The organism is Exiguobacterium sp. RIT594 (assembly GCF_003339585.1).
Classification (GTDB): Bacteria; Bacillota; Bacilli; order Exiguobacteriales; family Exiguobacteriaceae; genus Exiguobacterium_A.
This window is the reverse complement of record NZ_QPKF01000001.1, coordinates 1,075,181-1,089,438: the sequence shown is the minus strand read 5'-3', so window position 1 is coordinate 1,089,438 and position 14,258 is coordinate 1,075,181. Positions and strand designations below refer to the sequence as shown.

Here is a 14,258-nt window from a genome sequence, read left to right as displayed (position 1 = left end):
ACATACTCACTAGTAAGTATTACTATATACTTGTAGATAGTAGTACAGAGTACTGAAGTGGAGGGAATGCCGTGGAAGACATCACAGAAATGTTGAAAGGCGTGCTCGAAGGATGTGTGCTCGAAATCATCAGCCGGGAAGAGACGTACGGATATGAAATCACAAGACAGTTACGTGAGTTGGGCTTTACGGATGTCGTGGAAGGAACGGTCTACACGATCACGATGCGGCTTGAAAAAAATCAACTCGTCGATACCGTCAAAAAACCATCGACACAAGGACCGCCACGGAAGTTTTATACTTTGAATGCTGCCGGTCAAGCGCGGCTGGCTTCGTTCTGGGAGCGTTGGCGCTTCGTTTCAAGCAAGCTGACAGAGCTGAAAATGAGTCAACCGAAAGGAGAACGAGTATGAGTATCGTTGAAAAAATCATAGGTAACTTAGAGGATAAACGGCACTACCGCGCGATGGAGCGTCGCGTGAAAACTTTACCTGCCGACTATCTCCATGCCTATCGTGCGATTCAGAAGTATCTGGCGATTGCCGGAGGACCGGTTGATTGGCCGTCGACTCGTCGCATTTTTGAGGGATTACTCGACTTGTTTGAGATGGGGGCAGCAGAAGGCAAAACCGTCACAGAGATCACGGGACCGGATGTCGCCGCGTTCTGTGACGATCTCATCAAGGGCGAACCTTCCTGGAATGATCGATATCGTACCAAATTAAATGAATCGATCAATCATAAGTAACACGGAAAATGCCTCAGCCGTTGATCGTCCACGTATCCCGCAACTCGATGATCGTTCCTTCCGGTGCTTTTAACTTACTGAGGTGACCGTCGACGACGAAGTAGATGTTACCGCCGTGTTTCGGCAAAAACGGCATGCCGAGTTGTTCGAGCCGTGCGACATCTGCCTGCAGATCATCGACGTACAAAGCGAAATGAACGGGACCGGACGTATGTTTCGTATAAGGCGTCAATGTCTCGTCAACTTTGTTCGTCTGCAGTTCGATGTAAAAGTCACCGAGCTTCAGCCAACTGTTAAAAGCACGGGTGTGGAAATCAGGGGATTCCTGGACCAGTTCGAATCCCAGTTGTTCATAAAATGTTTTCGACGCGGTGTAGTCGGTCGTTTGAATACAGAGGTGATGGATTTGTTTCATCGTCAATCATCCTTTCAGGTGGTGCGGATCGTATGTAGTCTACAGCAATATCAAACCAAATTTTATCATAAACAAGCGTCCGTTTCCTTCATGGGAGACGGACGCTTGTTGATTACGTCAGATCGAATTTCTCTGTCTGATCTGTTAAATAAGAAGATGTTTCGTTTAATGTCTCGACTAGGACATGCAGTCCGGTGATCGTCGCAATCATCTGCTCGGACGCCGCCGCAACTTCTTCGTTGCCCGCCGTATGTTCTTCGGCGACGGCGGCAATTTCCGTCAGGGCATTGCGGATCCGGGCTTCCGTTCTGGCGACGTCAAGCATTTGTTGCCGCATCCCGGCAGCGGACGACGCGACTGTCCCGACCTGTTCCGCGATTTGGGTGAACGAGCCGTCCGTCGCTTGAATCTCCTGTTGACCGGAGACCGTCTCCTGTAACGTCTCAGCGAACCGGACTTCCATTTGCGTCGAATTCCCGGTGATATTCTGAACGATTGCCGCAATCTGATCGACGCTGCTCGCGACATGTGTGGATAACTTTTTCACTTCGGTTGCGACGACGGCAAATCCTTTGCCTTGTTCGCCGGCACGCGCCGCTTCGATGGCGGCATTGAGGGCCAGTAAGTTCGTCTGCGCCGCGATGTCGCGGATGATTGTCACAAGCGCTTGAATGTCGGTGGACTGTTGTTTCAGTTGACGGACCTGCTCCGTTGCTTCGACGACGTGCGAATGAATCATGTTCATCCGGGTGACGGATTGTTTCATCTGCGTTTGTCCGTCGCGCGTTGCAACGCGCATCGTCTCGACCGTCTGTTCGATGTGCTGACTGTCGTCGGTCGTCTTTTGAACGAGCGAGGAGAAGCCGCTCATCTCATCCGTCAAGGCGAGTGTCGTATGCGTCTGACTTTCGGTACCGGTCGCAATTTCCGACATCGTCTCGGCAATCTGCGTTGAACCGTCGAGGACTTCCGTTGTCCCGGCGTCAATCGCCTGACTCGTGTCCGTGACGAGAGCAGTTGTCCGTTTGATGTCGACGATCATCAGGCGGAGTGTTTGATTCATCTGTTGAATCGAGCGGGCGAGCGTGTAAATTTCATCTTTTGCCGGAATCTTCAGTTGTTGCATCGTCTGATCGGCTTGCGAAAGTTTTCCGTCGGCAATCATCTGCGCGACGGATTGAAGTGTTTCGAGCGGTTTCAATTTTCGACCGAGTATGTAATACAGTGACCCGAGCGTCAACAGTAAGAGTAAGACGAGTAAACCGAGAAACAGCGGCAACGTCTGTTTTAACAGCGTCGTCGTCAACGTCTCGACGTCTTTTGCCGCGATGTCGACACCTAATATGCCGATGGTTTCACCCGTCTCACTTTTAAGCGGGACGTAAACACTGATATATTGACCGTACTTCGGATCATCTATGACGTCCGTCGTGTGAGTTTTACCTTGTAAGACTTCTTTCATATCAGACGCGACGGCTCCTGTTGCCGGATCATTAATCTTGGCGGCATCCGCGACCGGAAGACCGTCAATCAACAGCTTAACTTGGTTTTGGTCGACAGTAGCCGTATAGGCGTAAAGAAGCCCGTTCTGCTTCCGTAATGTATCAAGCGATTTCCGGAGTTTCTCGTAATCTTCGGAAGGGCGCGGATTGTTCAAAAAATCAGTGTACGTTGCTGTATCAAATGTATTGGCGATACGCTGTGCATCCTGTTCCGCCGTTTTTTTAAGCGTCGAGACGGCAGTTTGATTCGTGTTGTAGTAAAGGGCAGCACTGCTGAATAGGAAAAACAAAATGAGGATGGAACTGACAATCAGTAATAATCGTGTACGGATGGAGTGTGTGTGTGTTTCTGTCATGAGTGGACCTCCTGCAGGATTCATTAGGTGATATATATATACTATCGTCTCGTTTTTTATTTTTTAGATAGATTTCAAATAAAGTAGCAGATTTTTTTATCAAAATCAGGCGAGAAGACGCTCTCTTCTAAACGATTCGGATGAACCCCAAGTGACAGGGGAAGATACACGGTTTAGCTTCATTATCTTCAAAAAGGAACGAGGTTTGACAAGTTCAGAACAAAGGAATTGTAGAGAAATGAAATGAAGAACCGTCGAAAAAAGGACTGATAAAAGGAGGGGATTGCAGTGATTGAAAAAGTTACAGCAGTTTCAAACGGGATGTATACGGAAGGAAAGTCAGGAAACCATACGATTCGGATTGATGAACCTGAAAGCATGGGCGGAGCTGATCACGGGGCAAATCCGCTTGCGACGTTACTCGTCGCCCTCGCCGGATGTGAAAATGTCGTCGCGCACTTCGTCGCAAAGGAAATTCAATTTGATTTGCGCGGAATTGAATTTGAAATCGAGGGATCAATCGATCCACGGGGCATGATGGGCGACCCGTCCGTCCGGACACAATTCCAGCGTGTAACGGTCCATGCCAAAGTGACAACGTCTGAAACGGACGAACGGATCCAGGAACTGCAACGCCTCGTTGACGTACGTTGTCCGATTTCGACGACGCTGACTGCAGCGGGCGTGACGCTTATCGCCAACTGGACGAAGGCATAACATCACTTCAGTATGAGCTGAAAGGCAAAAGGGCAGCCATTACTCGTATCTGTCTTCGAGAAATGGCTGTTTTTTGTTGCGTTTCATAATCACCCGACAATAGAAATTATAAGGATCTTTAAAAATGTTTACAACTAAATAGTTTAGTGTTAAATTATTCAATGCGATAAGGAATGGATTAGATTTTGCATGATGAAAAAACGTTGCAACAAGAAAGGATGTCGAACGAATGGAACAAGATCAACTCTTTAAAATGATCCATACGGTGGAAGCCGTGACGAATGAAGCGATCATCGATTGGAATACCCGTTTTCCATACAATGTCGGGATATCGCCGATTCTGACATTAGGTGAGCTGAAACGGAAAGGTCCTCAAAATCAGATGAAGTTGGCAGAAACACTTGGTTTTTCAGGAGGCGCGATGACGAACATCGCTAAAAAACTGATTCAACTTGAACTCGTCGAACGGGTCTATAACGAACAGGACCGCCGGCAAGTCTTGCTGCAGATTACGCAACAGGGAGAGCAAATCTTAAGTGAAGCTCAGGCTATCGGGAAACAACAGTATCTTGAACTGTATGACGTGTTAGATGAAGAAGAGATTCGGCTTTATTTAGCAATCAACGAAAAACTGTTGACCCATATCCGGACAAAGCGGGAGAACGGAGTGAAACGATGAATCGAGTAGCGGGAAAAGTAGCGTTGGTGACGGGTGGTGCGTCAGGTATCGGCTTATCGGCGGCGACTTTGCTCGCCGAAGCAGGAGCCGCCGTCGTCGTAGCAGATTATAACGTCGATGGAGCGGAAGAAGTAGCGGCTAAGTTACGGAAACAAGGACGACAAGCTTCTGCCGTCTTCTTGGACGCGTCTGAAGCTGAATCGATCCAGCATGCTGTCGATTTTACCGTCGAGTCGTTTGGGAAAATTAACGTGTTGTTCAATAATGTCGGTCTGACGAACCTTCAGAAAGATCTCGATGTCGTCGCAATGGACTTGGCGGAATGGGACCGATTAATGAACGTCAATGTCAAAAGTGTTTTGCTTGGTGCAAGATATGCTATTCCACATATGAAGGAAGCAGGTGGCGGATCAATCATCAATACAGCTTCGATGTCGGCTTTTGCGGGTGACAGCATCCGTTCTGCCTATGGGACGTCAAAAGCTGCCGTCGTCCAGTTGACGAAGTATATCGCGACACAGTACGGGAAGGATTTAATCCGCTGTAATGCGATTGCCCCCAGTTTGATTTTGACACCGGCGGCCAAAGCCAACATGAGTCCAAGTCTGCTTGCGACCTTCGAAAAATATAATGCACTTCCGTATCACGGCGAAGCCGATGACATCGGACATGCCGTCGTTTATCTCGCGTCGGACGAATCAAAATTCATGACCGGACAAACCCTTCAGATTGAAGGTGGACATTATATCGGCAATCCGACTAGTCCCGATTTTTTAGCAATGCAGCAGTAATTCAGAAATGGAGTGAATGAAGATGAATCGATTAGCAGAAAAAATCATGTTAATTACCGGTGCCGGGAGTGGCATGGGTGAAGCAACCGCATTAATGGCGGCGCGTGAAGGTGCCGTCGTCGTCGCGACCGACATTAATGAGGAGGCCGTCCGTGCTGTCGTCAAACAGATTCTGCTTGAAGGCGGTCAAGCGTATGCCTTACACCACGACGTTTCTTCCCGCGAAAGTTGGCAGGATGTTACGGATATGATCAAGCGGGAGTTTAATCGACTGGATGTGTTGGTCAACAATGCAGGCATTGCACTAAGTACGCCGTTTTTAGAGCAGGATGAAACCGATTGGTCCCGGATTTTTAACATCAACGTCAACAGCGTTCTGCTCGGGATGCAACAGGCGATTCACTTGATGCAGGAAACGGGTGGATCGATCGTTAACATCGCCTCGATTTCTGCCATCAGCGGAATGGCGGGAGCCGGCGGATATACGGCATCAAAAGGGGCAATCGATGCGGTAACGCGGGCGGCGGCTGTCGATTACGGCAAGTACAACATCCGGGTCAATGCCGTCTATCCGGGGTACATCGAGACGAAGATGAGTGCCCCGTCGATGGCCGCGTATAAAGACTATTTTGAACAGGTAATTCCGCTTGGCCATGTCGGACAAGCCGAAGAAGTCGCGCACGCTGTTCTTTTCCTCGCAACAGATGAAGCGAGCCATATTTCGGGAATCGGTCTTCCGGTAGATGGTGGCGTCACAGCCAGATAACTGAAATGAAATGAAATGAAAGACGCTGTCCATCCGACAGTGTCTTTTTTATGGAACAATAGGTCAATTGGTAATGAAAATCCGTTTTTAAAGAATTTTTTTACAAAAAAAACGGTACAATGGAAGGTGAAAATGACAAACGAAATGAGTGGATATTCATGCTTCAATCATGGAAAAAACGAATGCTGTACGGATCGGCGGGCCTGACCGTTTTGGTCAGTGCAGGTGCTTTATATCTCGGATTGCGTCCGGAGGAACCAAAAGCCGTTTCCTATCCGGTCATTTCGAAGGATCTCACGACGATGACGTTTACACCAAAAGATGGTCAGGTCATCCTGCTGTATGGAAGCGATATTAACCGTTATAAAGAAACACAGGATGATCCGCAAGAACCGGGATTGATGACGACACTCTCGAAAACGGGGAAAGAGCTGAAGGCAGAAGCAATTGCTGACCCGGATTTCTATTGGATGAGGCTGTCACAAAAAGGAACCGACCCGCGCCACATCTATGCGCATCACCCGGATGGCATCGAAGCCGATCACTTTTTTACGTATGATTTAAAACGGGACACGTTTACAAAACATGAGGTGCCGAATACAGCGATCACATCCGTTGCCCATTACGGGAAAGATGTTTGGCTGGAATCGAATGCCTCGAAGCCAAAGGAAAAAATTCAGTTGATCAACGTCCGGACAGACAAACGGTATCCGATTGAAGACCGGCTGATGCCGGTCTTTGATTCACCGATTCTTGAACTGGATCAGACGATTGCTTATGCCAACAACGGTACCGAGGATGATAAAGAAGGGGCGGCCGGAATGGTCCTGCTCGACCAGACGACCGGAAAATCACGCGTCATTCGAAAAGCGGACGAACCGTATGCCTGTACGGCGTTATACGGTGCGAAAGAGACCGCATATTTTGCAACGACCGACGGCGTGATGATCCGGCTGAAGACGGACGGAACGATGCAGCAAAAGTCATTTTCAGTATTGGATGATGTCAACTACTGGGCGACGGAACCGATGCGGATGATCAACAAACAGACCGGTTATCAAATCATCGGCACCGGTGAAAACGATACGGATCAACGGCTCGTTAAGTGGACGTTCGGACAAGCGTTCCGGGTTGAACCGGTCCGACCTGATTTTTGGAAGGAGGGAAACTATTACCGTTACCTCTACCGGAATCCATATAAGAAGACGTCATATTTCACGGAAAGTAAAACATCATTTTCCGGAAAAGGCCGATTGATTATCACGGATGACAACTTAAAAACGTTACGGACGATACCGGTCGAAGGAGCAAATGGTGTGGACTTTGTGATGGATTAACAGCAAAGGGAGGAAATAAAATGGCTTTTGAAGAGGTGTATTTGACGGCAATTCAAGCACGGTTCCGGGCCGTCCGCGAACCGGCAGAGCAGGCACTCGGCTGGCTGAATGAGGAACAGTTCCATCAGACACTTGCACCCGACACGAACAGCGTGGCACTGTTGATTCAGCATATGACAAACAATATGACGTCACGCTGGACCGACTTTTTGACGACGGACGGGGAAAAGCCGGACCGTAACCGGGACGCCGAGTTTGTCGACCAGGGGCATGATAAAGAGACCTTGCTGAAACTGTGGAACGACAGCTGGCAACTCGTCGAATCAACGCTTGCTTCCTTGACACCGGACGATCTGGAACGGACCGTATTAATACGCGGCGAACCGCATCTCGTCGTCGACGCGATTGAACGGCAGCTTGCGCATTATGCCTATCACACCGGACAGCTGATTTTTTTGATGAAAATCCTGCTCGGACCGGACTTTAAACCATTGACGATTCCCTTGCCGCATCAACGGCACTGAACGAAACAGACCTGCCTCTTTTTATGAAGAGACAGGTCTGTTTTTATAATGTATCGTCACTCGATCCGCCGACCGGAGTTGTCGATAACGAAATCGTAAAAGCGCGCTCGCCTTTTTTGAGTTTAATGCCTTTAGGGGAATGGATGGTATCCATGGATTTACCGCTCATGGATGTTTGAACAGTCGATTTCTCAAACATCAACAGTTCATATTCAGATGGTCGAAATGACTTGTCACGAAACTCGACGCCATTCATCATGAATCTCTTTAAAGTATCAGATTCCTCTGATTTTTCTTGCATGAGACCATCTAAGTCATACATGTATGAACGATAGCCTTTTGTCGTATTGAACTCTTGCCCGAGTTTCAGTTTTTCCCCGTCATATTGACCAGGTTTGATGGTCTCTGTAAACCAGATTTTTTGTTCGCCGGATGCAAAATACTCAATTCCGGTCAGGTAAAGAGGGTTGTCGATTTTCCCGGTCATAGTATAAACAGCTTCAGTTTTGTCCGGATCTGATGGATTTTTAGAAGTATCGAGTTTGAATTCTAATGGCAGTTCCATTGGTTTGACGACTTTTTTCGGCACGGCTTCTTCCGTACTGCAACCGGCAAGTATAAGTGCCGATAGTGAACAGACAAGCAGTTGTTTCAACATCCACGTCACGTCCTTCATCTGTAAGTATATTCAGTGTAAGGGGAATGGATGATATTTACAATCTGATTAGATGTCACAGGAAGGACGGATTTATATGAAAAAACGTTTTATTCTCTTGCTGTCGCTCGGACTGTTTGGCTGTTCGGCGACTTGGAATCAAGAACCGGCGGAGTCGACAGCAGCTAAACACATTCTGTATGTCGCTCCGACCGGCAAGGATACGAATGCCGGTTCAATCAAACAACCGTTGAAAACGCTGAAACGGGCCAGTCAGCTCGCGAAAGCCGGGACAACGGTCTATCTGCGTCAAGGAACATATCCGGAGGCGTTGACGGTCAAGCACAGCGGGACGAAGCACGCACCGGTCGTCTTCCGGAACTATCAAAAGGAGAAAGTGGTGTTAAGTGGTAAGACGCTGAAGCAGAAAGACGGGGACACGGCACTCGTCCGGATCGAAAATCGACAGTACGTGACGATTCAAGGACTGATTGTCGCCGACATTGCGACGAAACGAACCGATGAGACACCGATCGGAATTTTTGTTACAGGAACCGGACGGAACATTCAATTGATCGACAACCAGGTCCGGCGAATTCAAACCCATGCGAAAGACGGCAACGCCCACGGGATTGCAATCTACGGCACGGGTCGCTTGAAGCAGATCACCGTTCGGGGGAACCAGGTCGAAGATAACCGGCTCGGGGCCAGTGAAGCGTTGGTCCTGAACGGCAACATCGACGGATTCTCCGTCACGGGCAATACCGTCCGCCGAAACGATAACATCGGGATCGACTTGATCGGTTATGAAGGCGTTGCGATAAATAAGGCCGAGGATTATGTCCGCAACGGAACGATTTCCGGCAATGTTGTTTCCGACAGTTCAAGTTACGACAACCCGGTCTACGGCAAGGAATACAACGCAGCCGGCATTTACGTCGACGGCGGCAAACGGCTGACGATCGAAAATAATACCGTCGAGCGGAATGATATCGGCATCGAAGTGACGAGTGAACATGCGAAACAGTACGCGGAAAACGTCACGGTCCGCGGCAATTTGATCCAACAAAACCGCTTTACCGGCATTTCAATCGGCGGCTACGATAAAAAGCGCGGTGGAACGAAGCAGGTCCGGATTACACGGAATCAGGTCACCGGCAATGATACGAAAGGGCTGGAAGGGGGACAACTGTTGGTCCAGCATGATGTCCGCGATAACCGAATTGACCACAATACGTTTACGACGGGACCGGATAATTTGTTCGTCGCCCACTTTTTTAAGACAAGCTCCGGGAATCAGTTCGAACAGAACACGTATCGCTTGGCGAAAGGAACAGCGAAGCGTTGGATTTGGCAGGATCACGAATACCGCACTCCGTCCGCTTTTGAGCGGGCAGTCATGCGATGAACGAAAAACAGACGTCATTCTCCTCCTCGAGGGAAAGTGACGTCTGTTTGTTTAACGGACTCGTATTTTTTAGGCATTGTAGCCGACGAACAGTGTGAAAAGCATCAAACCGGCTGAACCGATGATGCAGGTCAGGCAGACGACGGTCGTAAAAATACGTAGCGGCAACGGCAGGCTGACCTGTCTTTTCCAGACGACATATACGACGACGGCACTCGCCATCATCAGTAAAGCCAAAATCGAGAACGGTAACGCCCGTTCCTGGATCAAATAAAAAAGTTCCAACGTCTTACACGTCCTTTCTTTCGGGTTCCGATTCACAAGGGCTGTCCCCTGCAAAATCGGACGCCCTTACGTTATACTAATTATTGTAACATATGGATGATTCACCCAACATGGAATCAAAGAAAGAAGGGGAGACGATTGGCACAATCATTACGCAGATCAGCGACAGACCGCTCGATTCAGGGAGTGTGCGGCGGTCTCGCGGAACACTTCGGTATTTCGTCACTGGCCGTCCGCCTGATTTTCATTGTCATTCCGCTTCCGATCAATTTAATCATTTACATGATTCTCGCTAACGCGATGGCGGATGCACCAAGAACGTTGTAGAACAAATGAACAAAAGGGGGCATGACGATGACAAATGGAAAGATTGCACTTCGTGTGTTAGGTGTTTTGATCGGCGCGATTGTCGGTTTACTGATTGTGTACGAAGCGAACGGAACCTTTGACGGCAGCGTCCTACTTGGATTTGTAGCCGGGGCTTTGATTTTTGCCCTGATCAACATCATTTGGGTACGCGTCAGAAAATCTTAAACAGCAGGGGGAAATAGACATGACATACTTAATTTGTACGACATGCGGAGTCCAAATGGATGAGAACATAACGCGGGACGACATCTGTCCTATTTGCACCGATGAACGGCAGTATGTGAATCCAAACGGTCAATCGTGGACGACACTTTCGGATATGATTTCGTCCGGTACATATCAGACGACCGTGACGGAGGAACAACCGGGACTTTCGAGTCTCGTCACAACCCCGAAGTTCGGGATCGGGCAGACAGCTTACCTCGTCACAGGGACAAAACGGATTCTTTGGGACTGCATCACTTATCTCGATCAAAGTGTGATCGAGGAAGTGGGACAACTCGACGCGATGGCCTTGTCGCATCCGCACTATTACGCGACTCAGGTCGAGTGGGCGGAAACATTTGAAATTCCGCTGTACATTCATGAAGCGGACAAGGAATGGGTGACCCGTCCGAGTAAGCGGATTGTCTTTTGGTCGGGTGACCGTTTGAAGCTAGCTGACGATGTCGTGTTACACCGGATCGGCGGTCATTTTGACGGAGCGACTGTGCTCGAATGGACGACTGGTGACGAAGGACGCGGGATTTTATTGACGGGAGACATTGTCCGTGTCGTCGCCGACCGGGCGTGGGTCAGCTTCATGTACAGTTATCCGAACCTGATTCCACTGCCGGCCGTGACGGTGGAGGAGATGGTGGCAGCTCTCGACAATGTCCGTTTTAATCAGATTTATGATGCGTTTCATAAAGTCGTCGTAACGGATGCGAAGGCCGCCGTCGCGCGTTCGGCAAGCCGCTATATCGAGGCGTTAAACGGCAAGCACGGGGTTCGTCGATGATTCTCGGGTTATACGAAGCGCATCTGCCGGTCCGCGACTTACAGCAATCGATTGCGTTCTACACCGGACTTGGTCTGACACTCGATCACATCGTGGATGAAAAAATCGCCTTTCTCTGGATTGTCGAGGATCAGAGTTGGCTTGGTCTTTGGCAGACGGATCAAGTCGAACTGCCGTATCATCCGTCGATCCGGCATATCGCCTTTCACGTCTCGCTCGAAGGCTTGCGTGAGTCGGTCGCTTGGCTGACGGAACGCGGGTTTACGCCGCGCAAAGCGTTTGGTTTTGAAGGAATGGAACCGTTTGTCATGCCGATCGCCCAGCATGCTCATGCAAAGATTCATTTCAATGATCCGGACGGTAACAGTCTCGAGTTCATTACGAAGCTCGACAATCCGCTGGGTGCGAAGGACTATATGTACTTAAGTGAATGGGAACGAGTATTGAACGAGCAAGGCTATGCCTTGAAATAAGCAAAACCTCTTCGATTTACAATAAAATCTGGGCTAACCTAAAATTTTGAGACAATATAAAATACCTTCGGAGTGGTAAACTTTTGAAATGTACTCGGACTGCCACTCGACCTTACGGTTGACGGGAAGATTTCTATTATTTGGATTTACGAGAAGCAAAGCGAGTAGGTAGTAACAGTCTTTGTGAAGTGATGAAACCTTTTAAAGCTACGCTTAATCAACAGACGAAGTGTTGTAAGGTACAAAAAGAGTATACGAACAGAAAGAAAAGAGTGATAGATTTCATTCAATCAAGATGAATCAGTGAACCTAAGCAAGAAAAACCGCAAGAGCCTCTATAAGTGGATACAGTGACTGGACAATCTCAATTAGATGATGGTTATTTCGACATCGAGACGAAGCCGGAAAAGATTATTCGAAAGAAAGTCTCGCTTAATCTTAATGTGGTTTTATAAGCGTTTGAAGTATATTGCGCTCGAGAATGACGCGAAATTGTATGAATTGGTTGAAGGTCTGCTGCAGGATTACGTAAGAAGACAAAAATAATGATGAGGGATAAGAGGTGTTCACATGAAATGGATTGAAGATAGCCGACTTCGAGGAATCGTCTATTTTATTTTATTCGACATTGCTCTATTCCTATTTCTTTTTTACCTTGATCGAGAAGATGGTAGTGGTAGAGCTAGAGGACTTTTGATTGCCTCGTTTGTTTCTTTGTTAGGAATGTTGCTCTTATTTCTTTGGACAAATCGTCAAAATACTTTGCTGATGGCAACTGCGATTTTCTTTTATCTTTCTTTTGTTTTGTACTGTATCTGACCCTAAAAACTGTATCCTTGCGTAAAATGACAATTCCTCGCAACGTTAGCGTTGATATCAAGCCAAATAAGAAAAAAACGATCGATTTCGACCGTTTTCACAAACTTTATCTAATTGATTTGTAAAGGAAGCCCTCCTCGATTCTTCGCGAATCGGAGAGGGCTTTTTCAATGAATCGGATTTTCACGAATCACTTCCTGACGAAAGATATTGATGATTGGTATGAAGTTGTAAAGAAGGAAAAAGGTATTCCCAAAAAAGACCTATTTTGAGCGATGGGTCAATGTTTTTCTTGAAATGAGCAGATTGATGTAAAGCGGAAATGGGACTTGTTATGATAAGTGGCAGATAAAATCATTTTTCCACAAAATAGTTTCGAAACTAAATGGATGGAATTTGAAATGATGACCTGAAGGAGATTAACCACATGACGACACCCCAACTAACAAACCCAACCCTGACTTCACCTGATATTCTGGAAGCGCTGACTCACAATGTCGCAATGATTCGATTTGATAGGCAACGCCGGGTCGTTGATGTCAACGACTTGTTTGCGAAGACGATGAAGTACAAACGTGATGAGATGATTGGCATGCACCACCACCTGTTTTGTCGAGCAGATTTTGCAAACAGTGAGGCGTATCAGAAATTATGGAGCAAACTACTGGCCGGTTTCAGCTCGGCAGATAAGATTGAACGGATTGATGCCCGCGGCGACTCGATATGGCTCGAAGCAACTTATATGCCGATTTACGAAGCAAACGAAGTCGTCGGCGTCGTCAAAATCGCTTCTGATATCACGGACCGGCAAGAAACCATCCAAGAGTATGCGTCGTCCTTTGCCGGCATCGCAACGGATCTGGATAACCGTTCCGTACAAGGCAAACAGGAGAGCCGGCAACTGAAACAAACGATTGAGAAGATGGCGGATGATGCCAAGGAAAATTTACGGACCTTAGCGAATCTGCAGGAACAGTCTTCCGAGATTACAAAGATCACCGGGACAATCAAAGAGATTGCCGCGCAGACCAACTTATTGTCGCTGAACGCCTCGATCGAAGCAGCTCGTGCCGGTGAGCACGGAAGCGGCTTTAACGTCGTCGCGACGGAAGTCCGCAATCTCTCAAAACTCGTTGAACTCGCCGTCATCAACGTCCGCGACACGACGGAACAGATGAACAAGGAGCTGGAGCAGATTCAGCGGGGAATCTCGCGGGCAAACACCGATGCCTCTTCGAGTGTTTCCGTCATGGAAGAAACGTTACAACGGTTCGAGACCGTCAGCGAGTCGGCGCATGAACTGAATGAAACGGCAAAGAAATTTACGACGGTCATTTAAATAAAAGAGTCATGCCCTATGCTTGGACATGACTTACGATTGAAGACGAAGTGGCTTTTCTCTTTATCGAGAAGG

Annotated in this window: 19 protein-coding genes; 15 read left to right on the top strand and 4 right to left on the bottom strand. The window is 48.0% G+C overall.

Annotated features, from left to right (window positions below; translation table 11 throughout):
- The first annotated feature begins 71 nt into the window (after nucleotides 1-71).
- The gene (locus DVG79_RS05535) at nucleotides 72-413 is read left to right on the top strand and encodes a PadR family transcriptional regulator (protein ID WP_114595817.1); all 342 of its coding nucleotides are present in this window, start codon (nucleotides 72-74) and stop codon (nucleotides 411-413) included.
- Nucleotides 410-748 carry a DUF1048 domain-containing protein gene (locus tag DVG79_RS05530; RefSeq protein ID WP_114595816.1) on the top strand — a complete coding sequence of 113 codons (339 nt, stop codon included), beginning with the start codon at nucleotides 410-412 and terminating at the stop codon, nucleotides 746-748. The genes DVG79_RS05535 and DVG79_RS05530 overlap by 4 nt, the downstream gene beginning before the upstream one ends.
- Nucleotides 749-761: 13 nt before the next feature.
- On the opposite strand, the gene DVG79_RS05525 is transcribed toward DVG79_RS05530, so the two are convergent.
- Nucleotides 762-1,163 (bottom strand): VOC family protein, encoded by a 402-nt coding sequence (locus tag DVG79_RS05525; RefSeq protein WP_114595815.1) that lies wholly within the window; start codon nucleotides 1,161-1,163, stop codon nucleotides 762-764.
- A gap of 112 nt (nucleotides 1,164-1,275) precedes the next feature.
- Nucleotides 1,276-3,021 (bottom strand): methyl-accepting chemotaxis protein, encoded by a 1,746-nt coding sequence (locus DVG79_RS05520; protein ID WP_114595814.1) that lies wholly within the window; start codon nucleotides 3,019-3,021, stop codon nucleotides 1,276-1,278.
- Nucleotides 3,022-3,342: 321 nt separating this feature from the next.
- Between DVG79_RS05520 and DVG79_RS05515 the strand changes: the two genes are divergently transcribed.
- From DVG79_RS05515 to DVG79_RS05490, 6 genes are all read left to right on the top strand, one after another.
- Nucleotides 3,343-3,738: an OsmC family protein gene (locus DVG79_RS05515; protein ID WP_114596558.1), complete on the top strand. Its 396-nt coding sequence runs from the start codon at nucleotides 3,343-3,345 to the stop codon at nucleotides 3,736-3,738.
- A 229-nt stretch (nucleotides 3,739-3,967) separates the two neighbouring features.
- Nucleotides 3,968-4,417, top strand: a complete 450-nt coding sequence (locus DVG79_RS05510) for a MarR family winged helix-turn-helix transcriptional regulator (protein WP_114595813.1) — start codon at nucleotides 3,968-3,970, stop codon at nucleotides 4,415-4,417.
- Entirely contained in the window at nucleotides 4,414-5,208 is a 795-nt protein-coding gene (locus tag DVG79_RS05505) for an SDR family NAD(P)-dependent oxidoreductase (protein ID WP_114595812.1), read from the top strand. The genes DVG79_RS05510 and DVG79_RS05505 overlap by 4 nt, the downstream gene beginning before the upstream one ends.
- A 22-nt stretch (nucleotides 5,209-5,230) precedes the next feature.
- Nucleotides 5,231-5,974, top strand: coding sequence for an SDR family NAD(P)-dependent oxidoreductase (locus DVG79_RS05500; protein WP_114595811.1), 744 nt, complete (start codon nucleotides 5,231-5,233; stop codon nucleotides 5,972-5,974).
- Nucleotides 5,975-6,132: 158 nt separating this feature from the next.
- The gene (locus DVG79_RS05495) at nucleotides 6,133-7,311 is read left to right on the top strand and encodes a hypothetical protein (RefSeq protein WP_114595810.1); all 1,179 of its coding nucleotides are present in this window, start codon (nucleotides 6,133-6,135) and stop codon (nucleotides 7,309-7,311) included.
- A 20-nt stretch (nucleotides 7,312-7,331) separates the two neighbouring features.
- Complete coding sequence (locus DVG79_RS05490) at nucleotides 7,332-7,835, top strand: DUF1572 family protein (protein WP_114595809.1); 504 nt, start codon at nucleotides 7,332-7,334, stop codon at nucleotides 7,833-7,835.
- 43 nt (nucleotides 7,836-7,878) lie between these two features.
- Here DVG79_RS05490 and DVG79_RS05485 read toward each other — a convergent pair whose 3' ends face one another.
- Nucleotides 7,879-8,493 (bottom strand): hypothetical protein, encoded by a 615-nt coding sequence (locus tag DVG79_RS05485; protein ID WP_114595808.1) that lies wholly within the window; start codon nucleotides 8,491-8,493, stop codon nucleotides 7,879-7,881.
- 94 nt (nucleotides 8,494-8,587) lie between these two features.
- Here DVG79_RS05485 and DVG79_RS05480 point away from each other — a divergent pair, with 94 nt between their 5' ends.
- Complete coding sequence (locus DVG79_RS05480; RefSeq protein WP_114596557.1) at nucleotides 8,588-9,898, top strand: right-handed parallel beta-helix repeat-containing protein; 1,311 nt, start codon at nucleotides 8,588-8,590, stop codon at nucleotides 9,896-9,898.
- Nucleotides 9,899-9,967: 69 nt separating this feature from the next.
- Here the strand turns inward: DVG79_RS05480 and DVG79_RS05475 are convergent, their stop codons facing one another.
- Nucleotides 9,968-10,183: a hypothetical protein gene (locus DVG79_RS05475; RefSeq protein WP_114596556.1), complete on the bottom strand. Its 216-nt coding sequence runs from the start codon at nucleotides 10,181-10,183 to the stop codon at nucleotides 9,968-9,970.
- 138 nt (nucleotides 10,184-10,321) lie between these two features.
- Between DVG79_RS05475 and DVG79_RS05470 the strand changes: the two genes are divergently transcribed.
- From DVG79_RS05470 to DVG79_RS05440, 6 genes are all read left to right on the top strand, one after another.
- Entirely contained in the window at nucleotides 10,322-10,510 is a 189-nt protein-coding gene (locus tag DVG79_RS05470; RefSeq protein ID WP_012370394.1) for a PspC domain-containing protein, read from the top strand.
- 27 nt (nucleotides 10,511-10,537) lie between these two features.
- Nucleotides 10,538-10,717, top strand: coding sequence for a hypothetical protein (locus DVG79_RS05465; protein WP_114595807.1), 180 nt, complete (start codon nucleotides 10,538-10,540; stop codon nucleotides 10,715-10,717).
- A 19-nt stretch (nucleotides 10,718-10,736) separates the two neighbouring features.
- Nucleotides 10,737-11,552, top strand: coding sequence for a hypothetical protein (locus tag DVG79_RS05460; RefSeq protein WP_114595806.1), 816 nt, complete (start codon nucleotides 10,737-10,739; stop codon nucleotides 11,550-11,552).
- The gene (locus tag DVG79_RS05455; protein ID WP_114595805.1) at nucleotides 11,549-12,025 is read left to right on the top strand and encodes a VOC family protein; all 477 of its coding nucleotides are present in this window, start codon (nucleotides 11,549-11,551) and stop codon (nucleotides 12,023-12,025) included. The genes DVG79_RS05460 and DVG79_RS05455 overlap by 4 nt, the downstream gene beginning before the upstream one ends.
- Nucleotides 12,026-12,595: 570 nt before the next feature.
- On the top strand, nucleotides 12,596-12,844 hold the full coding sequence (locus tag DVG79_RS05445; RefSeq protein WP_114595804.1) for a hypothetical protein: 249 nt from the start codon (nucleotides 12,596-12,598) through the stop codon (nucleotides 12,842-12,844).
- A gap of 427 nt (nucleotides 12,845-13,271) precedes the next feature.
- Nucleotides 13,272-14,183, top strand: a complete 912-nt coding sequence (locus DVG79_RS05440; RefSeq protein ID WP_114595803.1) for a methyl-accepting chemotaxis protein — start codon at nucleotides 13,272-13,274, stop codon at nucleotides 14,181-14,183.
- The last annotated feature ends 75 nt before the right edge of the window (nucleotides 14,184-14,258 follow it).